Source organism: Pseudooceanicola onchidii, assembly GCF_004959925.1.
GTDB classification, from domain to species: Bacteria; Pseudomonadota; Alphaproteobacteria; order Rhodobacterales; family Rhodobacteraceae; genus Pseudooceanicola; species Pseudooceanicola onchidii.
On the sequence record NZ_SPUW01000001.1, the window covers coordinates 180,353 to 203,799 of the forward strand.

Genomic DNA, 23,447 nt, shown 5'->3' on the forward strand with positions numbered 1-23,447 from the left:
ACCAGAGGAAGCAGGCGGCTTTTCTTGTGGGACGGGGTTGGGTAGGTCAGGGCATGTCCGGACCTGATTATTCCTTCGAAACCGACCTGCATGACCGTGGCCTCCTGCGCATCGCGGGCGTCGACGAGGTCGGCCGTGGCCCGCTGGCAGGGCCGGTGACCGCCGCCGCCGTGGTGCTGGACCCCGCGCGGATCCCGGCCGGTCTGAACGATTCAAAGAAGCTGACCGAGAAGCGGCGCCTGGCCCTGCTGGAGGAGCTGATGGCCTGTGCCGAGGTCAGCGTCGCCCACGCCAGCGTCGAGGAGATCGACGAGATCAACATCCTGCGCGCCAGCCACCTTGCGATGGAGCGCGCCGTGGCGGGCCTGTCACTGCCGCCCGATCACTGCCTGATCGACGGCAACCTGATTCCCCGTGGCCTGACGATCCCCGCGACGGCGGTGGTCAAGGGGGACGCCCGGTCGGTGTCGATTTCGGCCGCGTCGATCGCCGCGAAAATCGCACGCGACACCATCATGCGGGATTTGGCGCAACAGTTTCCCAGTTATGGATGGGAGACAAATGCCGGATATCCATCAAAAAGCCATATTTCGGCGCTTGAAGCCCTAGGGGTGACCCCACACCATAGGAAATCCTTCAAGCCGGTCCACAACATCTTGTGTAAAGCCCGAATAGTAACCCATTGAATCAAAAAAGAAATTGACCGCGAATCGCTGTTGAATCATCCTTTGGCCATCCCAACGAGCGCCGGAAAACGGTGCCGAACCAGAGGCCAGACAAAGATGAAACGAACCGATCCGAAGGCATTTCTGCCTCTCAATACGATTATGGCAGGCGACTGCATCGAGGTGATGAATTCGCTTCCCGAGGCCTCTGTGGACCTCATCTTTGCGGATCCGCCCTACAACCTGCAGCTCAAGGGTCAGCTGCATCGTCCCGACAATTCCGAAGTGGATGCGGTCGACGATCACTGGGACCAGTTCGACAGCTTTGCCGCCTATGACAAGTTCACGCGCGACTGGCTGGCCGCCGCCCGGCGCCTGCTGAAGCCCAATGGCGCGATCTGGGTGATCGGATCCTATCACAACATCTTCCGCGTCGGATCGGCCCTGCAGGATGCGGGCTACTGGATCCTCAACGACGTGGTCTGGCGCAAGTCGAACCCGATGCCGAACTTCCGCGGCAAGCGGCTGACCAACGCGCATGAGACGATGATCTGGGCGTCGAAGGCCGAGGGCGCGAAATACACCTTCAATTACGAGGCGCTGAAATCGCTGAACGAAGGCGTGCAGATGCGGTCCGACTGGGTTCTGCCGATCTGCAACGGCCATGAACGGCTGAAGGATTCCAACGGCGACAAGGCCCACCCGACGCAGAAGCCCGAAAGCCTGCTGCACCGTGTGCTGATCGGGTCCACCAATCCCGGCGACGTCGTGCTGGATCCGTTCTTCGGGACGGGCACCACCGGGGCCGTCGCCAAGATGCTGGGCCGTGAATTCATCGGGATCGAACGCGAGGAGGCCTATCGCAAGGTCGCCGAGGCGCGCATCGCCAAGGTCCGCAAGTTCGACCGCGAGGCGCTGCAGGTGTCGGCGTCGAAGCGGGCCGAGCCGCGCGTTCCCTTTGGCCAGCTGGTCGAACGCGGCATGCTGCGCCCCGGCGAGATGCTGGTGAACGCCCGTGGTCAGGCCGCCCGTGTGCGCGCCGATGGCACGCTGGCCACCGACGGCTTCAACGGATCGATCCACCAGGTCGGTGCGCATATCGAAAACGCCCCGTCCTGCAACGGCTGGACCTACTGGAACTTCAAGAAGGACGGCAAGGTGATCCCGATCGACCTGCTGCGCCAGCAGATCCGCGCCGAGATGAACTGATCCATTCCAACGCCTGGCTCCGCCCACACACCGCTATTCATGGCGGAGCCTACCTATGCCCTGCCGTTCGCCGGCAGGGCGATTTTTTAGCGGTTGTAACGGCTTTCGCGCAGCACGCTGCAGACCTGCAGGTGGTAGTCGGCGTAGAACCGGTCGCGCCCGACCTTCTTGATCGCGATGTGATCGGCGTGCCGGGCCCAGTCGCGCAGGGTGTCTTCGCTGGCCCATTCGAACAGCGTCAGCCGTTGACCGTCCTCGGCCACGTATCCCTTGTGAGAGATGTAACCGGGCATGGTGGTGGCGATCTCCTCCATCCGTCTGAGCGCATCGTGGTAGTCGGGCCCCAGCCCGACCGGCGTGCGGTGCGCGCGAAAGACCACGACGATCACGACAGCCCCTCGTGCCGCCCCTGCTTGTAGGGATCCCAATCGGTGATCTCGGGATAGTACATGCCCCGCCACTTGCGCACGCGCGGGTTCATCATCCGGCGCCAGACCGGCGGCACCATCGCAAGCGCGGTCATCAGCGGATAGCCGTAGGGCAGCTGCGGCGCCTCGTCTTCGCCGTAGGTCTGCAGCAGCGGGAAGCGGCGGTCGGGCTTGTAGTGGTGGTCCGAGTGACGCTGCAGATTGATCAGCAGCCAGTTCGATGCCGTGTGTGCGGCGTTCCAGGAGTGGTGCGGTTTGACGTGTTCGAACTTGCCGTTGCCCAGGTATTTCCGCGTCAGCCCATAGTGTTCGACGTAATTCGTCAGCTCGAGCATCCAGATGGCGACGAAGGCCTGGCCGACGAACAGCCCCAACCCGTACCAGCCGCCCACGATCAACGCCATCACCAGCATCCCCAGCTGCAACGCCGCGTAGCGCCAGAAGGGGTTGCGCGCGTGAAGCGCGGCAAGCCCACGCCGTTTCAGCAGCGCGACTTCGGCCCGCCAGGACGACCCCAGGCTTTCCACCAGCACGCGCGGGAAGAAGCGCAGGAAGCTTTCGTTGTAGCGCGCCGTCACCGCATCGCGGGGCGTGCCGACATGGGTGTGATGCACCAGCAAGTGTTCCGACCGGAAGTGCGAATACAGCACCATCGACAGCAGGATGTCCCCCAGCCAGCGTTCGCGGGCGTTCTTCTGGTGCATCAGCTCGTGCGCATAGACGATGCCCGCCGCGCCGGTCATGATGCCCACGCCGTAGAGCAGCACGATCAGCTCGACCCAGTTGAGGTGCCGGTTGGCGGCGACGTAGCCGATGATCCAGAACAACAGCACGAATTGCACCGGCACCCAGATCATCGTGATCGCGCGGTACCAGAACAGGTCCGCTTCGTCGGTGTCGGTGTCCGCGTTGGTGGTGTTCAGACCCATCAGCCGATCAAGCAGCGGTACCGTGATCAGCCCATAGGCCGGCAGCAGCGCCAGGTACCAGCCGCCCCAAAGCGTGCCCATCACCGCCAGGGGCAGGTTGATCAGCGTCATCCAGAAAGGCAGCGCGCTGGAAAGGTTGGCCAGGGGTGTCGTGCTCATCTGCGGCTCCGGTCCCGTCAGTCGGGCAGAGTTTCCATGGCCGTGCGGGCAAGGTCAAATGCCTTTCGCATGACCGTCGGCAGGTCCGAGGGGCGGAAGGTCGCGGGCGGCAGTACCTCGAAGGCGCGGTCGGTCGGGATCTGCGCCGGGTCGATCACGGCCACGCGCAGCGCAAGGCGCAGGTGGAAGTGGGTGAAGGTGTGGCGCGCCTCGGCGCCGGCGTCGCGCCAGTCGGCGGGCAGGGGCGGGGTGTCGTTCGGGGTGGCCTCGGCCCAGTCAGTGCCGGGCCAGCCCAGCATCCCGCCCAGCAGACCGCGATCGGGGCGCCGTTCAAGCAGCCAGCCACCGTCGGGGGTGCGGCCCAGATAGGCGATGCCCAGCCGGACCGGCTTGGCCTTCTTGGGCGTCTTCTTTGGCAGCTCGGCTGCCGTACCCGCGACCCGCGCGGCACAGGGCGTGCGCCACGGGCAGATGCCGCAGGCGGGCGATCGCGGGGTGCAGATCGTCGCTCCCAGATCCATCACGGCCTGCGCATAGTCACCGGGCCGCAGGGCGGGGGTCAGGGCGGCGGCTTCGGCCTTCAGCTCGGGCTTGGCGGCGGGCAGGGGGGTGTGGATGTCATGCAGGCGGGCCATGACCCGTTCGACATTGCCGTCCATCACCACCGCCTGCCGCTCGTGGGCGATGGCCGCGATGGCCGCCGCCGTATAGGGGCCGATGCCGGGCAGGGTGCGCAGGCCCTCTTCGGTGTCCGGGAAGACGCCGCCCAGATCATTCGCCACGACCCGCGCACATTTCAGCAGGTTGCGGGCGCGGGCATAGTATCCCAGCCCTGCCCATTCGCCCATGACCCGCGCGTCCTCGGCCGCGGCGAGATCCGTGACCGTCGGCCAGAGCGTCGTGAACCGGGTGAAATAATCCTTCACCGCCGCCACGGTGGTCTGTTGCAGCATCACCTCGGACAGCCAGATGCGGTAGGGGTCGGGCGTCAGGTTCGACCCCGGCGGCACACGCCACGGCAGGTCGCGCGCATGCACGTCGTACCACGCCAGAAGATCTGCTGCCTTGGCCTTGCTCATCCGCCCCCCGATCCGTAGTCGTCACGCTTTGTTTACGACGGCGCAAGGCCTCTGGCCCCTGCCGAATATCCCACTAGGATAGGGCGCAACCCGCAAAGGCAAAAGATGACCCGCCGCGACACGACGACATATGGTTTCAAAAGCGCCTCGAAGCTGCTGGAAAGCCGGATCCGCAAGGCCGGTGAAACCCGTGGCTTTGCCGTCACGCGTCTTCTGACCCATTGGGAGGAGATCGCGGGCGAACTGGCCGCCATGGCGCGACCCGTCGACGTCAACTATGGCCGACAGGGATTCGGCGCGACGCTGACCCTGCTGACCACCGGCCCCATGGCCCCGATGGTCGAGATGCAGAAGGAACAGCTGCGCGAAAAGGTCAACGCCGTCTATGGCTACAACGCCATCGCCCGGGTCCGCGTGACCCAGACGGCCGCGACCGGGTTTGCCGAGGGGCAGGTCGACTTTGCGATGAAACCGAAACCCGGGGCCCGTCCGGCCCCGACGCCCGAAGTCCTCAGCCAGGCCCGCGACGTGGCCGATGGTGTGGGCGATGACGGGCTGAGATCGGCGCTTGAGGCGCTGGCACGCAATGTTCTAAGCAAACAGAACAAGTAGGAAGGACCCTTCATGGACCGCAGAACTCTTCTGATGGGCGGCGCGGCTGCCGCTGTCGTGGCCGCTGGTGGCCTCTGGCTCAACAGCACCCGGACCCCGGCCCTGCCGTCGATCGCGACGGTCACCCCGGCCTCGGGCGATGCCACCGACACCTCGGGCATCGTCGAAATGACCCTGGGCGCCGAAGATGCACCGGTTACGCTGACTGAATATGCGTCGTTCACATGCCCGCACTGCGCGAACTTCCATGGCGCGGTCTTCAAGGATCTCAAGCGCGACTACATCGACACCGGCAAGGTGAAGTTCGTCTATCGCGACGTCTACTTCGACCAGTTCGGCCTGTGGGCGGCGATGATCGCGCGGTGCGAGCCGACCCGGTTCTTCGGCATTTCCGACATGCTCTATGACCAGCAGAAGCAGTGGATCGGCGACGGTAACCCCGCCGGGATCGCCGAACGCCTGCGCAAGATCGGCCGCATCGCCGGGCTCGAGTCCGAGCAGATGGAAGCCTGCCTTGCCGACGAAGACCAGGCACGCGCGCTGGTGGGATGGTTCCAGAAGAACGCCACCGAAGACGACGTGACCGGAACGCCGACGCTGTTCATCAACGGCGAGAAGCATTCGAACATGAACTACAACGACCTCAAGGCGCTGCTCGACGCCGCGCTGGAGAGCTGATGACCACTCCGCTTCAAGGCTTGAAAGTCGTTGAACTTGCACGCATTCTGGCCGGCCCCTGGGCCGGTCAGACGCTGTCTGACCTCGGTGCCGAGGTCATCAAGGTCGAAAGCCCCGACGGCGACGACACGCGCAAGTGGGGCCCGCCCTTCATCGATCGCGACGAAGACCATTCGGCCGCCTATTACCATTCGTGCAACCGCGGCAAGACCTCGGTCGCCTGCGATTTCCGCACCCCCGAAGGCCAGGCGCAGGTGCGTGACCTGGTGCGGGACGCGGATATCCTGATCGAGAACTTCAAGGTCGGCGGACTGAAGAAATACGGGCTGGATTACGACAGCTTGGCGCAGGTGAACCCGCGCCTGATCTACTGTTCGATCACCGGCTTTGGCCAGACCGGGCCTTATGCGCACCGGGCGGGCTATGACTATATCATCCAGGGCATGTCCGGGCTGATGTCACTGACCGGCGAACCCGATGGCCAGCCGCTGCGCGCGGGCGTGGCGATCACCGATCTGTTCACCGGGGTCTATTCGACCACCGCGATCCTGGCCGCGCTGCACCAGCGCAGCGTCACCGGCCGGGGGCAGCACATCGACATGGCGCTGCTGGATTGCGCGGTGTCGGTCACGGCAAACCAGGCGATGAACTACCTGTCCACCGGCACGCCGCCCGCGCGGACCGGGAACTATCATCCGAACCTGACACCCTACCAGGTGTTCGAGACCTCGGACGGGCACATCATCATCGCCACCGGCAACGACGCGCAGTACCAGCGGCTGTGCGATATCCTTGACCTGGCCGACATGAAGACGGACCCCGATTATATCGACAACCCGTCGCGCGTCGCGAACCGGCCCGAGATGATCCGCCGAATCCAGGAGGCCTGCCTGCGCTTTACCAAGGCCGACCTGCTGGCCGGCTGCGAGGCCAAGGGCATCCCCGCCGGGCCGATCAACGACATGGCGGAGGTCTTCGAGGATCCGCAGGTCGTCGCGCGCGAGATGCGGATCGATCCCGAAGGCGTCCCGGGCGTGCGGGCACCCTTCCGGTTTTCGGATGCGGAGCTGAAGCTGGACAAGGCGTCGCCGAAACTGCCGCGCTGACCTTGGACGTTTGAGAATACCTCCCCGTCGGATGCCTCCGGCGGGGATATTTTTTGGCAAAAAGAAACAGGCCGAAAGGCGCGGGTGGGGGTCAGTCGCCCAGCTTGGCGTGCACTTCGTCCAGGTCGATCTCTCCGACCGGCATCTTGTTGGCCGGGTCGTGGAAATCGTATTTGAAGAGATCGAAGTCGCGTTTGTACATCTCGTAGACCAGGTGCATCGACAGGTCGTCGAAATAGTCTTCGACCGGATGCGCGCGTTTCGGACCGTGCCCTTCGCTTTCGTTGAAGCGCGGGATCTGGCCCAGGTCGACCGGATACGCCGTGTCGATATTGTTCAGAACCTGCTGCATCCCGTCGTTGAAATCCTCGGTCCAGAAGATCTGGTCATACCGGCCGCCATTCAGGATGAAGGTCGAGATATGGCCCGACATGGCTGACCAGTGGATGTCCGGTTCCATCGGTTTGCGCCAGCGGATGGTGTCGCGGGCAAACAGCAGGAAGCGGCGGAAGCTGCGGATCTGGTCGAACTCTTCCTTGCCGTCGTCGCCGCCGACCTCGATCCCGTATTTCTGCACCAGAAGCGGCACGAGGTTGCCCCGGTAGCGGTTGCCGTTGCGCTGGATGCCGCAGATCTTGTCGAAGAACGAGCTGAGGATCCGGGTGTAGGGGTTGCGCACGCAGGTGAAGGCATAGCTGCGATGTGCCGAGACGTTCGCCTCGATCGGGCCCTGGCTGTGGTCCTGCGCCCATTTGTGCAGGCCCGTTGTCGAATCGTGGATATCGCCGTCGTAGAACCGCCCGTGATCCGAGTAGTACATGATCTGCCCGATGGTAGAGCAGGCGCACTTCGGTACCACGCGGTACACGACGCTTTCGCTTTCCGTCATCCAGACGCCGGGGAACCCCATCTGCCTTGCCTCCCTTGCGCGGGGCAGTTGTGCCGCACCCCGCTTAGTGCGGTTAGAAAGCAAAAATCGGCCGCAATATCAATTGGGCAAAACCACAAAGGATCACTACACCCCGCGCCAAACCCCGGGTATTGTTCCTGAAATGGCGACGATTGCTTACATCCTGCTGTGCCACAGAGACCCCGATGCGATCATTGCGCAGGCGGAGCGGCTGACTGCGGCGGGGGATTATGTCGCCATCCACTTCGATGCCAATGCAGGCAAGCTGGCGTTCCAGACGATCCGGGACCGTCTGGCCGACAATCCCAACGTCACCTTCGCCACCCGCCGCCATCGCTGTGGCTGGGGTGCCTGGTCGCTTGTCGCGGCAACCCTGTCGGCGGTCGAGGCCGCGCTGGAGGCCTTTCCGCGCGCCACGCATTTCTACATGATGTCGGGCGACTGCGTTCCGATCAAATCCGCACGCTACGCGCATGATTTCCTGGACAGCCGCGAAGTCGACTATATCGAGAGCTTCGATTTCTTCCGCAGTGACTGGATCAAGACCGGGATCAAGGACGAACGGCTGATCTATCGCCACTTCTTCAACGAGCGGAAGCACAAGTGGCTTTTCTATCAAAGCCTTGACTGGCAGCGCCGCCTGGGGCTGGCCCGCGCGATCCCCGGTGATCTGCAGATCCAGATTGGCAGCCAGTGGTGGTGCCTGCGCCGCCGCACCATCGAGGCCGTGATGGATTTTGTCGCACGGCGTCGGGATGTCGTGCGGTTCTTCGCCTCGACCTGGATTCCGGACGAGACCTTCTTTCAGACCCTGGTGCGCCACCTGGTGCCCGGCTCTGAGATCGAAAGCCGCACCCTGACCTTCCTGATGTTCACCGACTACGGGATGCCGGTGACCTTCTACAACGATCACTACGATCTGCTGCTGGGCCAGGATTTCCTGTTCGCCCGCAAGGTCAGCCCCGAAGCCTACACCCTGAAGGAACGCCTCGGGGCGGTCTACAACGACGACACGGCAGAGTTCACGATCACCGGCGAGGGGCGCGCTCTGTATCGCTTCATCGCGGGGCGGGGGCGGATCGGGAACCGCTTTGCGCCGCGGTTCTGGGAAAACGAAAGCACGCTTGGCCGGGACCGCGAGCTTCTGATCGTGATCTGCAAGAAGTGGCACGTGGCGAAACGGTTGGTGGCGCGGATGCGCGGTGTGACCCGGGTGCCGGCCGTCGAATACCTGTTTCATGAAGAACGTGCCGTCCTGCCCGACCTGGGCGGCATCCAGTCAACCCTGGCCAAGCGGACGCGACATCGCCGGGCGCTGCTGCGCATGCTGTTCGATTACTTCGACACGAACCGGATGATCATCTGCCTGGATCCCGGCAGTCTCGACCTGATCGAGGATTTCTGCGCCGACCGGTCGACCACCACGCTGCTGGAGATCGACTGCGAGGTCGACGAAGCCTATCTGCGCGGCCATGCGCTTCGGACCGGTCTGGCGTCGGATCACACGGGCGCAGCCGCGATGGAACGGTTGCTGCCCACGGTGCGCAACGCCATCGCGATGGAAAGCGATCGGCTGCGCGATGCCGGCTTCGCCAACCTTCACCGTATCCGCCAGGCCGCGACGCAGGAACAGAATGCCCGGGCCCTGGCCGATTTCCTTGCCGTTCCGCCCGCCGTGGCGCATGAACTGGCGCAAGACCCTGACCTGTTTGCCGACTGAGGTTCCCGAATGGCCTATGCCTATGACGACCAGAACATCTTTGCCAAGATCCTGCGCAAGGAGATCCCCAACAAGACCGTGGTGGAAACCGACCACACGCTGGCCTTCGAGGATATCTATCCCCAGGCGCCGGTGCATGTGCTGGTGATCCCCAAGGGGGCGTACGTGACCTACGACCATTTCGCCGAGTCCGCGTCGGATGCCGAGATCGCGGATTTCAACCGCGTCGTCGCGCAGGTCTGCCGCAAGCTGGGCGTCAGCGCCGATGAGGGGCAGGGCTGCCGGTTCATCTCGAACGCGGGCGAACACGGCGTGCAGGAGGTGCCGCACTACCACCTGCATATCCTGGGCGGGCGTCCCCTTGGACGGATGCTGCAGAAGGCCGACTGACGCGGGGCAGGGGGCGCTGCCTTGCCGCTGTTTGGGCCCTAGCGCGAGCTTAAACTGCGTGCCCGGAGTTCGAATGGAGGAGGGGGCGCTGCCCCCGCTTGAGCCCTTGCGGGCTCAAGCCTCCCCCGGAGTATTTCTGGCAAGATGAAGAGCTTAGCCGCGCGGGGGCAGCTTTTCGAATTGCGGCAGGCCTTCGTGGATCTGGTGGAAGGACTGCAGATCACAGGTGTAGATCGCGCTTTCCGGCCCCGGGTAGTCCGCCGGGTCGTCCAGCGTGCCCACCTTGATCACCACCATCGACGGTCGCGGATAGGTGTTCAGATGCGTGCCGCAGGTCGGGCAGAAATGGCGCGTGACAGGGGTGTCGAGGTCCGGGCGCGCGAAGGCCGTGGGGGTCCCCTTGGTGATCCGGTAGTCCTCGGCCTTGCACATCATGAAGTAGTTGGGGCCGCCGCCGGAAATGTACTGGCATTCCCGGCAGTGGCACTGCGCATGGAAGAAGGTCGCGCCTGTCACCTCGTAGGTGCAGGCGCCACAGTAGCAGCGGCCCGTGATGCTCATCCGAAGACCGCGGTCAGGCTTTCGTCGACCGCATTCACGATCTCGTCGATCTGGCCTTCCGTCGCGATCAGCGCCGGAGAGAAGGTGAGCGTGTTGTTGTAGCCGGGGATCGACCGGTTGGTGACGCCGATGATCACCTGCCGCTTGGCGCATTCGGCGACGATCTGGGCACATTTCTTTTCGTCCGCCGGTTCGCGGGTATCGTGGTCCGCGACCAGTTCGATCCCGGCAAACAGCCCCTTGCCGCGCACCTGGCCCACGACCTTGTGCTTTTCGGCCAGCCCTTCGAACCCGGCCATCAGGCGCGCGCCCATCTGGACCGTGTTGTCGAGCAGGTTCTCGTCCTCGATGATGCGCATGTTCTCGATCGCGGCTGCGGGCCCTGCCGTGCAGCCGCCAAAGGTCGAGATGTCGCGGAAGTAGTTCAGCGGATCCTCGGCGTTGTCCTTGAACATCTCGAAGACGCGCTCGGAGGTGACGCAGCAGGCGATGGCGGCATAGCCCGAGGCCACGCCCTTGGCCATCGTCACGAAATCCGGCTCGATCCCGTAGTGCTGGTAGCCGAACCATTCGCCGGTGCGTCCGACGCCGCAGACGACCTCGTCTATATGCAGCAGGATGTCGTACTTGCGGCAGATTTCCTGCACGCGCGGCCAGTAGCCCTCGGGCGGGACGATCACGCCGCCGCCTGCCGTGATCGGCTCAAGACACAGCGCGCCCACGGTATCGGGTCCTTCGGCCAGGATGACCTGTTCGATCTGATCGGCCGCCCATTCGCCGTAGTTTTCGACCGGCGCGCCCTGATCGGCCGCGCGATATTCCAGGCAATGCGGCACGCGCACGAAATCCGGCGCGAAGGGGCCGTATTGCGCGTTGCGCTGATCCTGTCCTCCGGCCGACAGGCAGGCGATGGTGGTGCCGTGATAGTCGCGGTCGCGGTACAGGATCTTGGTCTTCTTGCCGCCATAGCGCTTGTGCGCGATCTGGCGGACCATCTTGAAGGCCTTCTCGTTCGCCTCGGACCCCGAGTTGCAGTAGTAGACGCGGGTCAGCCCCGGCATCTTTTCGATCAGTTTCTCGGCAAAGATCGCGCCGGGGATCGTGCCCGCAGCCCCCGCGAAATAGTTCAGCTTGATCAACTGGTCCCGCACCGCGTTGGCGATGGATTCGCGCCCGTAGCCGACGTTGACGGTCCAGACGCCCCCCGACACCGCATCAAGGTGCTTCACGCCGCGCTGGTCCCAGACATGGATGCCCTTGCCTTCGGTGATGATACGCGGCTCGCCGGTCTCGAACGCCTTGTGCTGGATCAGGTGGTGCCAGACGTGCGCCTTGTCGGCCTCCACGATCTTGGAAATGTCGTTGTCGCGGAATTCGCCGTCCATGGGATGTCCTCCATCGGGATTTGGCATTGGGATTTGGCAAAGCCTACGCTCGCGATTTGGGCTTGGCAATCCGGCGACGCATGGCGCTTGCAGCGCCTCGTCGCATCGCTAGGCTATCGCAATGACCCCTGATGATACCGTTTTCCTGACCCGATTGTTCGAGGCCGCCGTGGCCGCCGCCGACCCGGCCGAGGCGCTGCGCGGCCATCTGCCCGATCCGCCCAAGGGCCGCACGGTGGTGATCGGCGCGGGCAAGGGCGCGGCGCAACTGGCGCAGGCCTTCGAGGCTGCCTGGCCCACCCCGGTCGAAGGCATCGTGGTCACCCGCTATGGCTATGCCGTACCGTGCAAATCTTTGAAAGTGCTGGAGGCTGCGCATCCCGTGCCTGACGCGGCCGGAGAGGCCGCGACGCAAGAGGTTCTGGCGCTATTGGCCGATCTGACCGAGGATGACCTGGTCGTCGCCCTGATCACAGGCGGCGGATCCGCGCTGCTGGCCGCGCCGCCTGACGGTCTGACGCTGGCGGACGAACAGGCGCTGAACGAAGCGCTGCTGGCGTCGGGCGCGCCGATCGGTGTGATGAACGCGATCCGCAAGCAGGTCAGCCGGGTGAAGGGCGGACGGCTGGCCGCCGCGACCCGCGCCCGCGTGGCCACGCTGGTCGTATCGGACGTGCCGGGCGATGACCCGGCCGAAGTCGCGTCGGGCCCCACGGTGCCGGGCCCCGCCACCCGCGCCACAGCCATGGCGGCGATCCGGGCCTGGAACATTTCCCTGCCCGAGAGCATCCTGGACCACCTCGCCAAGGCCTCCGAAAACGCGCCCGCGTCGGACGACCCCCGGCTGGCGCGCAACACGGTGCAGGTCATCGCCTCGGCCGCGCGATCCCTGGAGGCCGCCGCCGCCCGCGCCGCCGCGCAGGGTATCCCGGCGCATATCCTGTCTGACGCGATGGAGGGTGAGGCCCGTGATATCGCCCGCGCCCATGCTGCGATCGCCCGTGAAGTCGCCCTGCGGGATCGCCCCTTCGCCCGGCCCTGCCTGGTGCTGTCGGGCGGAGAGACGACCGTGACCCTGCGCCACAAGGGCAAGGGCGGGCGCAACACGGAATTCCTGCTGGCCTTCGCGCTGGCGATCGAAGGCCAGCAGGGGATCATGGCGCTGGCCGCCGATACTGATGGCATCGACGGCAGTGAGGACAACGCCGGCGCCTTTGCCGACGGTCAGACCTGTGCCCGGATGCGCGCGGCCGGTATCGACCCGGCCGAGGCGCTGGCGCAGAACGATGCCTGGACCGCGTTCAATGCCTGCGGCCAGATCTTCGCGCCCGGTCCGACAGGCACGAACGTGAACGATTTCCGCGCCATCCTGATCCGCTAGCAGTCAGCCGCCAAGGCAGTCGGACAGTGCGGTCGCCAACCCGTCCAGCAGCTGTGTGTAGAGCTGCGGGCCGGGCTCAAGCGTGGATCCGACCGGATCCAGAACGCCGACCTGTGCATCCAGGGTTTCGGCCAGGCGCTGCGCCGCCCGGCTGTCGAACTGCGGCTCGGTAAACAGGCATTTGATTCCCGCGGCCTCGGCCTGCAGGTCGGCCAGGCGCCGCGCGCCCGGCGGCGTCGCATCGCCGTCCGTGATCATCCCGGCAGGGGGCAGGTTGAAGCGGTCGGTAAAATATCCATAGGCGTCGTGGTAGACAACGTAGCCGCCATCCAGCCCTTTCAGCCGGGCGTCGATATCGGCCTTCAAGCCACTGATGCCTGCCATCGCAGCTTCGGCATTCGCGCGATAGGTTGCGGCGTTTTCCGGATCGGCATCCGACAAGTGATGCGCGATTTCCGGCAGCCAGATTAACGCATTGGCGGGGTCCAGCCAGACGTGTGGGTCAAGCCCGGTGTGGTCATGGCCATCGCCCGCATGGTGCGCGTCCTCGTGCGCGTCGTGGTCCTCGTGCTCTTCATGTGCCTCTGATCCATGCTCTTTTTCGTGATCGTCGTGACCGTGATCATCGTGACCGTGATCATGGTCGGCATGATCGTCATGCTCCGCCGCGTGATCAGAATGATCGTGTCCGCCCATGCGCAGAACGGTGCCGTCGATCTCCATCAGGGCGACGGATCTCAGGTCGTGGCCCAATTGGTTTGACGCCTCGGCCAGCCAGGGGGACTGTGCCGGCCCGATCCAGAACAGGATCCCGGCCGCCTGCAACGCTTGCGCCTCGGACGGGCGCATCTGGTGGCCATGCGGCGACCCGCCCGGAGGCAGCAGGAGCTGCGGCGTTCCGACCCCCTCCATCACCTGGGCGACCAGAGAATGCACCGGCGGAATGTCGGTGATCACCTCTGGTGGCGCGGCCTGGGCGATCCCGGCGGAAAGGGTCAGCAGAATGGCGGGGGGAGTGAGGCGCATTGTCTGTCCGTTTTGTTATGATATAACGTTTACTGCGTCGCTCTATATGTGATAACGTAACAAGATGTCCAGAGCCGACACGCCACCGCCGCCGCGTGAATTCCAGCCGCACGACCACGCCCATTGCATCAACGATGCCATGTCGGCGGCCGAACGACTGTGTGCCGACGCTGGCGCGCGCCTGACACCGGTTCGACGCAGGACCCTTGAAATCCTGCTGGAAGGGCACCGGCCAATGGGGGCCTATGATGTGCTGGCGCGGTTGGATGCCGAAGGCTTTGGGTCGAAGCCGCCGGTGGCCTATCGTGCGCTCGGGTTCCTGATGGATCATGGACTGGCGCATCGAATCGAACGGCTCAACGCCTTTGTCGCCTGCCCCCATCCTGACAACGGCGGCCATGCGCCGGCCTTCCTGATCTGCCGGAACTGCGAAACCGTGGCCGAGGTGCCCGGCGCGCTCGCCACCCTGCCCGAGGGCTTTCGGGTCGAACGTACGACGGTCGAGGTCGAGGGGCTATGCGCCACCTGCGCGGAGGCCGCCGCGTGACGAGACTGATCGAGGCGCAGGGGGTCTCTGCGCAATATGGGCCGACCCCGGCGCTGCGGGGCGTTGATTTTCATATCGATGGTGGAGAGATCGTGACCATCGTCGGGCCGAACGGCTCTGGCAAGTCCACCCTCATGAAGCTTCTGGTCGGGGCGCTGCCGCCGTCCGCCGGGGGGATTGCGCGCGCGCCGGGCCTGCGGCTTGGCTATGTGCCGCAGAAACTTGCCATCGATCCGACCCTGCCACTTACAGTCGACCGGTTTCTGGACCTGCCACGCCGTCGACCCGCAGCGGCCAGGGCCGCCATGCTTGACCGGGTCGGCGTTGGCGGGCTTGGCTCGCGCGCCTTGAACGATCTGTCGGGCGGTCAATATCAACGCGTCCTCCTGGCCCGCGCCCTTCTGACCGACCCGCACCTCTTGATGCTGGACGAGGCGACGCAGGGCATGGACCAGCGCGGTTCGGCAGATTTTTATGCCCTGATCGAGGAGCTTCGTCGCGAAACGGGCGCGGCTGTGCTGATGGTGAGCCATGAGCTTCATGTCGTGATGAGCGCCTCCGATCGCGTCATTTGCCTCAACGGGCATGTCTGTTGCCAAGGCACGCCCGAACTTGTCAGGTCCGCCCCGGAATACCGTGCGTTGTTCGGCACCGGGACACATGGCGCGCTTGCCCTGTACCGGCATGAACACGATCACTCCCATGACCATGACCATGACCATGACCATGACCATGACCATGACCATGACCATGACCATGACCATGACCATGACCATGACCACGTGCGTGGCGCGGACCACGATCACGCGGCGCAGTCCGATACTGCGCGGAACACGGACGCGACCCGGCCATCCCGGCACGACGCGGGCCCGGTTGTCTCGACCCTGCCAGGCTTGGTCGAACCTCTGACAGACCAGCCTTCTGACGGCGGCCTTACCCGGACCGCACACTGCCCAACCACGAAAGCACCCCATAAATGACCGGCCTGTTTGCCGACTTCATGATCCGGGCCGCGCTTGCCGGGCTTGGCGTCGCCATCACGGCCCCTTGGCTGGGCGTCTTCGTCGTCTGGCGGCGCATGGCCTATTTCGGCGACGCCACCGCACATGCCGCGATCCTGGGAGTCGCCCTGTCCCTCATGTTGCAGCTGCCCGTTTACATGGGGGTCGCCGGGGTTGCAGTCGTCATGGCGCTGTCCATCGCGGCGATGGAGAAAGGCCGCCCTGGTCTGCCTGCTGACAGCCTGCTTGGGGTTCTGGCCCATGGTGCGCTGGCCATAGGCCTGATTGCCGTCAGCTTCCTGCCAGGGGCACGCCTGAACCTTGAGGCCTATCTTTTCGGAGACATCCTCGCAGTCTCCTGGTCGGACGTCGCGGTCATCTGGGCCGGGGCCCTGGCGATCATCATCGTGATCGGGGCACGCTGGCAGTCCTTGCTGACTGCCACGGTGAATCCCGACCTTGCATGGTCGTCCGGCCTCAACCCCGACCGGGATCGTCGGATTCTCACCCTGGCGCTCGCCCTTCTGGTCGCCCTGGCGATCAAGGTTGTCGGAGCCCTGCTCATCACGGCCCTTCTGGTGATCCCCGCAGCCGCCGCGCGCCCGCTGTCGCGCACGCCCGAGCGCATGTTGGGATCGGCCATCGCGGTCGGAGCTGTCTCTGCGATCGGCGGCCTCGTCATGTCCTATGTGCTGGACAGCCCGGCAGGGCCGTCGATCGTGGCGGTGTCTGTTGCTCTCTTCGCGCTCCTCCGTCTGGTCCCGATGCGCTGACGACTCTCAAGTTACAGTTCAAACGAGAACAAAACGTGAATATAGTCACGACTCACGATGTTCAGTGAATTGTGTGCCACATCCAACTTCACCTTTCTCACCGGGGCCTCCCACCCCGAGGAATACATCCTGCGCGCCGAGGAAATCGCCCTGCAAGGCGTTGCCATTGCGGACGAAAACTCTGTCGCGGGCATCGTGCGCGCGCATCAGCAATCCCGAGAGATTGCCCGCGCCATCCGCGAACGGGACACCTGGGATGCACGTCACGGGCCCATGGGGCCGCTCAAACCCGGCCATCGTCCACCCCGACCGCAGGTTCCGCGCCTGATTCCCGCCGCCCGTCTGCGGCTTATGAATGGGGCCGAGATCACCGCGCTGCCGCAGACCAGGGTCGGTTGGGGGCGGCTGTGCAGACTGCTGTCGGTCGGTCGATTGCGGGCGCCGAAAGGATCCTGTCACCTCACGATGGACGATCTTTTCGACAACGGGATGGAGGCCGTGCATCTGCTTCTCCATCCGCCAGTCAGCCTGACCTCACCGCGCGGCGCGCGCGCGTGGCGGCAACAGGCGCAGCAGCTGACGCGCCGCTTTGCCGGGCAGATGTCGCTGGTCATGGCCCCGGCGTATGACGGGCAGGATCCTGCGCGGTTCGACGCGCAGGCTGCCGTCGCCGAAAGGCTGGGCCTGTCGACCGTGGCCAGTGCGCGGCCCATGATGCACCATGCCCGCCGCCGCAAGCTGGCAGACGTGCTGACGGCCATCCGCACCGGGCGGCCGGTCGATAAACTTGGCCGTGCCGCCCTTGCGAACGGGGAACAAAGGCTCCGGTCGGAGCAGGAGCTCCGCCAGATGCTGGGGCGGCATCAGGGCGCGGTGGACCGGACCATCGCCCTCACACATGGCCTGACCTTCAGTCTGGACGAACTTCGTTACGAATATCCTAGCGAGATCGCGGAAGGGGAAACGCCCTCTGCGCGCCTGGCGCGCCTGGCGCGGGCCGGGCTGAAATGGCGGTATCCGCATGGCGCCCCGGATCGTGTGAAAAGTACGCTTGAACATGAGCTTAGGCTGATCGCGAAGCTGAAATACGAACCTTATTTCCTGACCGTCCACGACGTTGTCGCCTTCGCGCGGTCGCGCAATATCCTGTGCCAGGGGCGCGGGTCGGCGGCGAATTCCGTGGTCTGCTATGCGCTTGGGGTCACCTCGGTCAGCCCCGAGGTCGGGACCATGGTCTTCGAGCGATTCGTCAGCGAGGCACGGGATGAACCGCCCGACATCGACGTCGACTTCGAACACGAGCGCCGCGAGGAGGTGATTCAGCATATCTATGAACGCTATGGCCGCCACCGCGCGGGGCTGTGCGCGACCGTCATCCACTACCGTGGCAAACGCGCCATCCGCGAGGTCGGGGCTGCCATGGGCCTGACGCAGGATACGATTTCCGCTTTGTCTTCACAGCTTTGGGGCTTTTTCGCCGCAGGCGGGATGGAGGCGCAGCGGATGCGGGAAATCGGTCTGGATCCGACCGATCCGCGGCTGCGGCAGACCATGGCCTTGATTCACGAAATCGAAGGGTTTCCGCGTCATCTTTCCCAGCATGTGGGCGGCTTCATCATGACCGAGGGCCGACTTGATGAACTCGTGCCCATAGAAAACGCAACGATGGAGGATCGCACCGTCATCTGCTGGGACAAGGATGACATCGACACGCTCGGGATCTTGAAGGTCGACGTGCTTGCGCTCGGGATGCTGACCTGCGTGCGCAAGGCTTTTGACCTGCTGGTCCGGCACGAGAACATGCCGCTGGACCTCGCGACCATCCCGCCCGAGGATCCGAAGGTCTATGACATGTTGTGCAAGGCCGACACGATCGGGGTCTTTCAGGTGGAAAGCCGGGCGCAGATGAACTTCCTGCCCCGGATGCGGCCGCGCTGTTTCTATGACCTCGTGATCGAGGTTGCGATCATCCGCCCCGGCCCGATCCAGGGCGACATGGTTCACCCCTATATCCGCCGCCGGAACGGGGAGGAGGAGGTTGAATTTCCCTCGGACGATCTTGGCCGGGTGCTGGGCAAGACGCTTGGGGTGCCACTGTTCCAGGAGCAGGCAATGCAGATAGCCATCATCGGCGCTGGCTTCACACCCGAGGAAGCCGACCGCCTGCGCCGGTCGCTGGCCACCTTCAAGAAGCACGGCAATGTCAGCGAATTCCGGACGCGCTTCATGCGGGGGATGAAGAAGAACGGCTATGATGAGGATTTTGCGGACAGATGCTTCTCGCAGATCGAAGGCTTCGGCAGCTACGGGTTCCCGGAAAGCCACGCCGCCAGCTTTGCCCTGCTGGTCTATGCCTCAAGCTGGATCAAGCGGCACCACCCGGCGGTCTTTGCCTGTGCGCTGCTGAATTCGCAGCCCATGGGGTTCTATGCGCCCGCCCAGATCGTGCGCGATGCCCGCGCGCACGGGGTCGAGGTGCGGCCCGTCGACATCAATGCCTCGCATTGGGACAACACGTTGGAGCGGGAGGGCGCGCATTTGGCCCTGCGGCTTGGCTTCCGGCAGATCAAGGGCGTCGGCGAGACCGAGGCCGAGTGGATCTCGGCCGCCCGGGGCAACGGCTATACCTCGGTCGCGGATGTCTGGCGTCGCGCGGGTGTGCCTCCGTCGCTGATCGAACGGCTGGCCGAAGCGGATGTCTTCGCCGCGCTCGGCATCGACCGGCGCACCGCCATCTGGGAAGCAAAGGCGCTGCGCCCCGGCGCCCCGCTGCCGCTGTTCGATGGTGACATGGACGGAGAGGGCATCACCGAACCCGCCGCCCTGCTGCCGCAGATGACACCGGGAGAGGCGGTGGTGGAGGATTTCGTCGCCATGCGCCTGTCGCTCAAGGCGCATCCCGTGGCCTTTCTGCGCGAAGGGCTGACACCGGGTCATGCGGCCTGGCGCGCGCGGTTGCGCCTGCGCGACGGGGCAGTGGCACTGCCCGGACCGTGATCCGCAGCCCTTCATGACGCAGGGCCAACACGGGAAGGTCATCAGCTCATAATCCGAAAAATGCAAAAAAACAGATGGCTATCCGCGCAGTCGCGTCAACAGCGCGACCGAGGGATGGCCATCCGGCTCCATCCCGACGCGCTTTTGATAGTCGCGGATGGCGTCGACCGTGTTGGGCCCGATCTTTCCGTCCACGCCGCCCGTCGAAAACCCGGCGCGCGTCAGCAAGGTCTGCAGCTCTTGCCGTTCGGCGCGTTTCAGGGCGCGTTCCCCGGCGGGCCAGGATCCCCGCAGCGGCCCCGCGCCCCCGATCCGATCGCCCAGGTGCCCCACGCCAAGCGCATAGGCGTCCGAGTTGTTGTACCGCTTGATCACGTCGAAGTTTTTGAAAACAAGGAAGGCCGCGCCCTTGGCACCGGCAGGTAGAAGAATGCGCGCGGGTCCGTGGTCGGGCAGGGTGCCGCCATCGGCAGGCCGCACCCCAAGCCGCGCCCATTCCGACGGGAGCTTGCGCGGTCCGGAGGCCAGCATGAAGTTGAAATTCGCGGGCAGCACGACCTCGCGCCCCCAGGGCATCCCCTTGATCCAACCCATCCGGTCCAGGTAGGCGGCGGTCGACGCCAACGCATCGGTCGGATCGTCCGACCAGATGTCCCGACGGCCATCGCCCGTGAAATCAACGGCATAAGAGGCGTAGGAGGTCGGCATGAACTGCGTGTGACCCATGGCGCCGGCCCAGCTGCCCAGCATGTTTTCCGGCGTGGTGTCGCCGTGCTGCAGGATCTTCAGCACCTCGACCAGCTGCGCCTCAAAGAAGGTCGCGCGGCGGCCGTCATAGGCCAGCGTCGCCAGCGCCGAGGGGATATGCGTCTTGCCCCGGTAGCCGCCGTAATTCGTCTCCATCCCCCAGATCGCCGCAACGACGCGCTTATCGACGCCGTACTGCGCCTCGATCGCGGTCAGGGTGCGGTTCCAGTCCCCGGCCTTGCTGCGCCCGTTGGTCACCCGGGTATCCGAAACGGCGCTGTCCAGATACTCGCCCGTCGACTTGGTGAATTCGGACTGCTTGCGGTCCAGGCGAATGACATCGGGCAGGTAGCGGACGCGGCCCATCACCCGGTCATACACCGCCGGAGAGATCCCCTGCGACAGGGCGCGGGGGCGGAAGTCATTGATCCAGCTTTGAAACCCGGCCGGTCGCGGCGTGGTGTCCACGGCGCTGGCCTGAACCACGGCGGGCCGGATCTTGGGGCGCAGGCTGCGCGCGGGCCGCGGCGTGGCAGAGGCGAGGTTCAGCCGCGCCATCGTATCCGCGGCGAGCGACGCGGCGGCGTCGGACTGCGGACGGGCCACAGTCGCCACGGCAGGGACGGGGGCCACACCGGCGGGGCGCTGCATCGGGCGCAGAGACCGGCTTACCGGTTCCGCCGCCGCAACGGAGTGGGACAACAGGATACCAAGCGACACGAGGGCCGCTGTCAGAGAGATGCGCATGGGAACCGCCGGCCTGTATTCTTTGTCATTGTTTCGGATCCTACCGCGATTGTCCCCGAATCGGAAGTAAAGCCTGTGCGCCCTGCGGACCTTCGCCACCCTGCTCAGGCCTCGGCCGCGTGGCCGGGCACGTCGGCGATCCGCGTGGCCAGAAGATCAAGAACCGCGGATTTCCGCATCGGTTTGCCGACATAGCCATCCATTCCAAGCCGCTTCACCTCTTCCTCGGCGTCCTGCATGACATGTGCGGTCACGGCGATGATCGGGGTCCGGAGCAGCCCGCCCGCCTGCTCGGCCGTCCGGATGTGCTGGGTCGCCTCGGTCCCGTCCATGCCGGGCATCGACAGGTCCATCAGGATCAGGTCAGGCTTCAGCGCCTTCCACGATGCGACGGCTTCGGCGCCGTTTTCCGCGAAATGCAGATCGACCGGTTCATTCGCCAGCATCTTGGACAGGACCAGCCGGTTGGTCGCATTGTCCTCGGCGGCAAGGATCACGGGGCGAGCCCGGGCCGGAGCGCTGTCCGGCACGGGCGGGGCGGGGCCGATCCCGACCAGCGCGCGGAACAGGTCGCGGCGCGGGGTCGGGCGTTGCAGGACGGCGGCAAGATGGCGGCGGCCCGGCTCCATCTCGGCGAAGCCACTGGTCGAGGACAGCATGATGATCGGGACCTCGTGCCCGGCCTCGCGCAGCGCCTCGGCCAGTTCCATCCCGTCCATGCCGGGCATGTTGTGGTCGGTGATTACCAGGTCGACCCGGTCATCGATCCGCTCAAGCGCCTCTTGCGCGGTGCGGCAGCTGACGGTCTCCGCCCCAAGCACGCCGATCTGCTTTTCCAGGATGGCGAGGTTGACGGCATGATCGTCGACCAGAAGCACCCGGCCCAGGTTTCGCGGAACGATCACGGGCTGATCTGCCGCGGCCATGTCCTCGGCCATTGGCAGGGTGATCTGGAACCCGAAGGACGCGCCGACGCCTTCGTCGCTGTCCAGCCAGATCCGCCCGCCCATAAGCCGGATCAACCGCTGAGAAATCGCAAGGCCCAGGCCAGAGCCTTCGAAACTGCGTTTCTTGCCATCCTCGACCTGGCTGAATTCGCTGAAGACCAGGTGCTGCTTGTCCTTGGCGATGCCGATCCCGGTGTCTTCGACGGTGACGTGCACATGCACCTCGCCGCTGTCGGTGTCGGGCAGGCCGACGACGCGGGTAATCACGTGGCCTTCGGGCGTAAACTTGACCGCATTGCCCAGAAGGTTGGTCAGCACCTGCCGCAACCGCCCCGGATCGCCCAGGTACATGGTGGGCAGGAACAGGTCGTAGTCCACGATCAGCTCAAGCCCCTTGTCGCGGGCGGCGGGCTGTAACAGCATCACAACCTCGTGGATGCAGCGTTCAAGATCAAAGGGTTCGGGGTGAAGTTCCAGCTTCTCGGCCTCGATCTTGGAATAGTCGAGCACGTCGTTGATGATGACCAGCAGCGCCTCGCCCGAATTCTTGATCGTCTCGACATACAGGCGCTGTTCATCGTTCAACGGCGTGTCCGAAAGCAGTTCGGTCATGCCGACGACCCCGTTCATCGGCGTCCGGATCTCGTGGCTCATGTTGGCGAGGAACGAACTTTTGGCGCGATTGGCGGCCTCGGCCTTGAGGCGCGCGGCCTTGAGCACCTTTTCGTAGCGCACCGTATCGGTGATGTTGAGCGCAAGGCAGACGATGCCGCCGTCGTGGCCACGTTGTTCCACCAGCTTGATCGACACGCCGTTCCATAGCCGGAAGATCATCGGCTCGGGCGTCGGTGCCTCCCATCTCTCCATCACGGCGCGGCGCCAGTCGGCAGGGTCGGCATCGCCGATATCCACCACGCCCTCTTCGGTGGCAATCTGCAGAAGCCGTACGAAGGTCACGCCCGGCTTGACCTCGTCGACCCCGTCGAAGACGTCGATCCAGGCATCGTTGGCGGCGATCATATGCCCGTCGGCGTCGAAGATCGCAAAGCCGTCCTCGATCGCCTGGATCGACTGCCACAGCCGCCGTTCGGCCACCTCGATCTTCTGGTTGGCGACCGAGAGGTCCAGCTTGACCCGTTGGTTTTCATCCTGGACGCTTTGCACCTGCGCCCGGGTTTCGACGATTTCCTCGGACAGCGCGCGGGCGTGACGGCCAAGCTTGCGGTTGGCCGCATGCAACTCTGCCTGTTTCTGTTCCAAAAGCCGTTCGGCGGCCAGGCGCGCGCGCCGTTCCTCCGCAAGCTTGGTGGCCAGGGTCATGCTCCGTCTTCTCCGTCGACCATGCCGCACTTTCCCGGGTCTTGGTGAAAAATCCGTTTAGAAAGCCGCCCTGTCCGACCGAATCCTTGTAACCCCCGAAACCCCCGTGCGACCCTCGGGACAGATCGGC

Annotated in this window: 20 protein-coding genes and 1 pseudogene; 12 read left to right on the plus strand and 9 right to left on the minus strand. The window is 64.9% G+C overall.

What is annotated here, in order from left to right; translation table 11 throughout:
* Window positions 1–53: 53 nt before the first annotated feature.
* A complete protein-coding gene (locus E4S58_RS00890) occupies window positions 54–686 on the plus strand; it encodes a ribonuclease HII (protein WP_136634443.1) in 633 nt (210 codons plus the stop codon).
* A 96-nt stretch (window positions 687–782) separates the two neighbouring features.
* Complete coding sequence (locus E4S58_RS00895) at window positions 783–1,874, plus strand: site-specific DNA-methyltransferase (protein ID WP_136634444.1); 1,092 nt, start codon at window positions 783–785, stop codon at window positions 1,872–1,874.
* Window positions 1,875–1,960: 86 nt separating this feature from the next.
* Here the strand turns inward: E4S58_RS00895 and E4S58_RS00900 are convergent, their stop codons facing one another.
* Genes E4S58_RS00900 through E4S58_RS00910 form a run of 3 tightly spaced genes read right to left on the minus strand, consistent with a single transcriptional unit; the run spans window position 1,961 to window position 4,469 of the window.
* The gene (locus tag E4S58_RS00900) at window positions 1,961–2,263 is read right to left on the minus strand and encodes an antibiotic biosynthesis monooxygenase family protein (protein WP_136634445.1); all 303 of its coding nucleotides are present in this window, start codon (window positions 2,261–2,263) and stop codon (window positions 1,961–1,963) included.
* Entirely contained in the window at window positions 2,260–3,390 is a 1,131-nt protein-coding gene (locus E4S58_RS00905) for an alkane 1-monooxygenase (protein WP_136634446.1), read from the minus strand. The genes E4S58_RS00900 and E4S58_RS00905 overlap by 4 nt, the downstream gene beginning before the upstream one ends.
* A 17-nt stretch (window positions 3,391–3,407) precedes the next feature.
* Window positions 3,408–4,469: an A/G-specific adenine glycosylase gene (locus E4S58_RS00910; protein WP_136634447.1), complete on the minus strand. Its 1,062-nt coding sequence runs from the start codon at window positions 4,467–4,469 to the stop codon at window positions 3,408–3,410.
* A 105-nt stretch (window positions 4,470–4,574) separates the two neighbouring features.
* On the opposite strand from E4S58_RS00910, the gene E4S58_RS00915 reads away from it, so the two are divergent.
* The 3 genes from E4S58_RS00915 to E4S58_RS00925 are packed head-to-tail and all read left to right on the plus strand — an operon-like array spanning window position 4,575 to window position 6,865.
* On the plus strand, window positions 4,575–5,081 hold the full coding sequence (locus tag E4S58_RS00915) for a DUF721 domain-containing protein (protein ID WP_136634448.1): 507 nt from the start codon (window positions 4,575–4,577) through the stop codon (window positions 5,079–5,081).
* A 12-nt stretch (window positions 5,082–5,093) separates the two neighbouring features.
* Window positions 5,094–5,759 (plus strand): DsbA family protein, encoded by a 666-nt coding sequence (locus E4S58_RS00920; protein WP_136634449.1) that lies wholly within the window; start codon window positions 5,094–5,096, stop codon window positions 5,757–5,759.
* On the plus strand, window positions 5,759–6,865 hold the full coding sequence (locus E4S58_RS00925) for a CaiB/BaiF CoA transferase family protein (protein WP_136634450.1): 1,107 nt from the start codon (window positions 5,759–5,761) through the stop codon (window positions 6,863–6,865). Before E4S58_RS00920 ends, E4S58_RS00925 begins: the two co-directional genes overlap by 1 nt.
* A gap of 91 nt (window positions 6,866–6,956) precedes the next feature.
* On the opposite strand, the gene E4S58_RS00930 is transcribed toward E4S58_RS00925, so the two are convergent.
* Window positions 6,957–7,775, minus strand: coding sequence for a sulfotransferase family protein (locus E4S58_RS00930; protein WP_136634451.1), 819 nt, complete (start codon window positions 7,773–7,775; stop codon window positions 6,957–6,959).
* 142 nt (window positions 7,776–7,917) lie between these two features.
* Here E4S58_RS00930 and E4S58_RS00935 point away from each other — a divergent pair, with 142 nt between their 5' ends.
* A complete protein-coding gene (locus tag E4S58_RS00935) occupies window positions 7,918–9,495 on the plus strand; it encodes a DUF5928 domain-containing protein (protein WP_136634452.1) in 1,578 nt (525 codons plus the stop codon).
* Window positions 9,496–9,504: 9 nt separating this feature from the next.
* Window positions 9,505–9,885, plus strand: coding sequence for an HIT domain-containing protein (locus E4S58_RS00940; protein ID WP_136634453.1), 381 nt, complete (start codon window positions 9,505–9,507; stop codon window positions 9,883–9,885).
* 153 nt (window positions 9,886–10,038) lie between these two features.
* Here E4S58_RS00940 and E4S58_RS00945 read toward each other — a convergent pair whose 3' ends face one another.
* The gene (locus E4S58_RS00945) at window positions 10,039–10,446 is read right to left on the minus strand and encodes a GFA family protein (protein WP_136634454.1); all 408 of its coding nucleotides are present in this window, start codon (window positions 10,444–10,446) and stop codon (window positions 10,039–10,041) included.
* Entirely contained in the window at window positions 10,443–11,831 is a 1,389-nt protein-coding gene (locus tag E4S58_RS00950; protein WP_136634455.1) for an aminotransferase family protein, read from the minus strand. The genes E4S58_RS00945 and E4S58_RS00950 overlap by 4 nt, the downstream gene beginning before the upstream one ends.
* Before the next feature lie 121 nt (window positions 11,832–11,952).
* Here E4S58_RS00950 and E4S58_RS00955 point away from each other — a divergent pair, with 121 nt between their 5' ends.
* A complete protein-coding gene (locus tag E4S58_RS00955; protein WP_136634456.1) occupies window positions 11,953–13,212 on the plus strand; it encodes a glycerate kinase type-2 family protein in 1,260 nt (419 codons plus the stop codon).
* A 3-nt stretch (window positions 13,213–13,215) separates the two neighbouring features.
* Here the strand turns inward: E4S58_RS00955 and E4S58_RS00960 are convergent, their stop codons facing one another.
* Entirely contained in the window at window positions 13,216–14,238 is a 1,023-nt protein-coding gene (locus E4S58_RS00960) for a zinc ABC transporter substrate-binding protein (RefSeq protein ID WP_136634457.1), read from the minus strand.
* A gap of 64 nt (window positions 14,239–14,302) precedes the next feature.
* Here E4S58_RS00960 and E4S58_RS00965 point away from each other — a divergent pair, with 64 nt between their 5' ends.
* The 4 genes and pseudogenes from E4S58_RS00965 to E4S58_RS00980 all read left to right on the plus strand — a co-directional run bounded on the left by E4S58_RS00965 (window position 14,303) and on the right by E4S58_RS00980 (window position 19,556).
* Window positions 14,303–14,785: a Fur family transcriptional regulator gene (locus E4S58_RS00965; RefSeq protein ID WP_136634458.1), complete on the plus strand. Its 483-nt coding sequence runs from the start codon at window positions 14,303–14,305 to the stop codon at window positions 14,783–14,785.
* Window positions 14,755–15,543: pseudogene (locus E4S58_RS00970) on the plus strand (metal ABC transporter ATP-binding protein); the annotation flags it as partial. The gene E4S58_RS00965 and the pseudogene E4S58_RS00970, both read left to right, overlap by 31 nt.
* A 227-nt stretch (window positions 15,544–15,770) precedes the next feature.
* A complete protein-coding gene (locus E4S58_RS00975; protein WP_136635774.1) occupies window positions 15,771–16,559 on the plus strand; it encodes a metal ABC transporter permease in 789 nt (262 codons plus the stop codon).
* A 57-nt stretch (window positions 16,560–16,616) separates the two neighbouring features.
* Window positions 16,617–19,556 (plus strand): error-prone DNA polymerase, encoded by a 2,940-nt coding sequence (locus E4S58_RS00980; protein ID WP_136634460.1) that lies wholly within the window; start codon window positions 16,617–16,619, stop codon window positions 19,554–19,556.
* A gap of 78 nt (window positions 19,557–19,634) precedes the next feature.
* Here the strand turns inward: E4S58_RS00980 and E4S58_RS00985 are convergent, their stop codons facing one another.
* Window positions 19,635–21,050 carry a lytic murein transglycosylase gene (locus tag E4S58_RS00985; RefSeq protein ID WP_136634461.1) on the minus strand — a complete coding sequence of 472 codons (1,416 nt, stop codon included), beginning with the start codon at window positions 21,048–21,050 and terminating at the stop codon, window positions 19,635–19,637.
* Window positions 21,051–21,154: 104 nt separating this feature from the next.
* Window positions 21,155–23,317 carry a response regulator gene (locus tag E4S58_RS00990; RefSeq protein ID WP_136634462.1) on the minus strand — a complete coding sequence of 721 codons (2,163 nt, stop codon included), beginning with the start codon at window positions 23,315–23,317 and terminating at the stop codon, window positions 21,155–21,157.
* Between the last annotated feature and the right edge of the window lie 130 nt (window positions 23,318–23,447).

What these genes read in the sequence shown, in the direction of transcription:
- E4S58_RS00935 (WP_136634452.1), top strand. Translation starts at nt 7,918, where the DNA reads ATGGCGACGATTGCTTACATCCTGCTGTGCCACAGAGACCCCGATGCG.
- E4S58_RS00940 (WP_136634453.1), top strand. Translation starts at nt 9,505, where the DNA reads ATGGCCTATGCCTATGACGACCAGAACATCTTTGCCAAGATCCTGCGC.
- E4S58_RS00890 (WP_136634443.1), top strand. Translation starts at nt 54, where the DNA reads ATGTCCGGACCTGATTATTCCTTCGAAACCGACCTGCATGACCGTGGC.
- E4S58_RS00950 (WP_136634455.1), bottom strand. Translation starts at nt 11,831, where the DNA reads ATGGACGGCGAATTCCGCGACAACGACATTTCCAAGATCGTGGAGGCC.
- E4S58_RS00960 (WP_136634457.1), bottom strand. Translation starts at nt 14,238, where the DNA reads ATGCGCCTCACTCCCCCCGCCATTCTGCTGACCCTTTCCGCCGGGATC.
- E4S58_RS00980 (WP_136634460.1), top strand. Translation starts at nt 16,617, where the DNA reads ATGTTCAGTGAATTGTGTGCCACATCCAACTTCACCTTTCTCACCGGG.
- E4S58_RS00985 (WP_136634461.1), bottom strand. Translation starts at nt 21,050, where the DNA reads ATGCGCATCTCTCTGACAGCGGCCCTCGTGTCGCTTGGTATCCTGTTG.
- E4S58_RS00945 (WP_136634454.1), bottom strand. Translation starts at nt 10,446, where the DNA reads ATGAGCATCACGGGCCGCTGCTACTGTGGCGCCTGCACCTACGAGGTG.
- E4S58_RS00910 (WP_136634447.1), bottom strand. Translation starts at nt 4,469, where the DNA reads ATGAGCAAGGCCAAGGCAGCAGATCTTCTGGCGTGGTACGACGTGCAT.
- E4S58_RS00920 (WP_136634449.1), top strand. Translation starts at nt 5,094, where the DNA reads ATGGACCGCAGAACTCTTCTGATGGGCGGCGCGGCTGCCGCTGTCGTG.
- E4S58_RS00895 (WP_136634444.1), top strand. Translation starts at nt 783, where the DNA reads ATGAAACGAACCGATCCGAAGGCATTTCTGCCTCTCAATACGATTATG.
- E4S58_RS00930 (WP_136634451.1), bottom strand. Translation starts at nt 7,775, where the DNA reads ATGGGGTTCCCCGGCGTCTGGATGACGGAAAGCGAAAGCGTCGTGTAC.
- E4S58_RS00915 (WP_136634448.1), top strand. Translation starts at nt 4,575, where the DNA reads ATGACCCGCCGCGACACGACGACATATGGTTTCAAAAGCGCCTCGAAG.
- E4S58_RS00905 (WP_136634446.1), bottom strand. Translation starts at nt 3,390, where the DNA reads ATGAGCACGACACCCCTGGCCAACCTTTCCAGCGCGCTGCCTTTCTGG.
- E4S58_RS00955 (WP_136634456.1), top strand. Translation starts at nt 11,953, where the DNA reads ATGACCCCTGATGATACCGTTTTCCTGACCCGATTGTTCGAGGCCGCC.
- E4S58_RS00965 (WP_136634458.1), top strand. Translation starts at nt 14,303, where the DNA reads ATGTCCAGAGCCGACACGCCACCGCCGCCGCGTGAATTCCAGCCGCAC.
- E4S58_RS00925 (WP_136634450.1), top strand. Translation starts at nt 5,759, where the DNA reads ATGACCACTCCGCTTCAAGGCTTGAAAGTCGTTGAACTTGCACGCATT.
- E4S58_RS00990 (WP_136634462.1), bottom strand. Translation starts at nt 23,317, where the DNA reads ATGACCCTGGCCACCAAGCTTGCGGAGGAACGGCGCGCGCGCCTGGCC.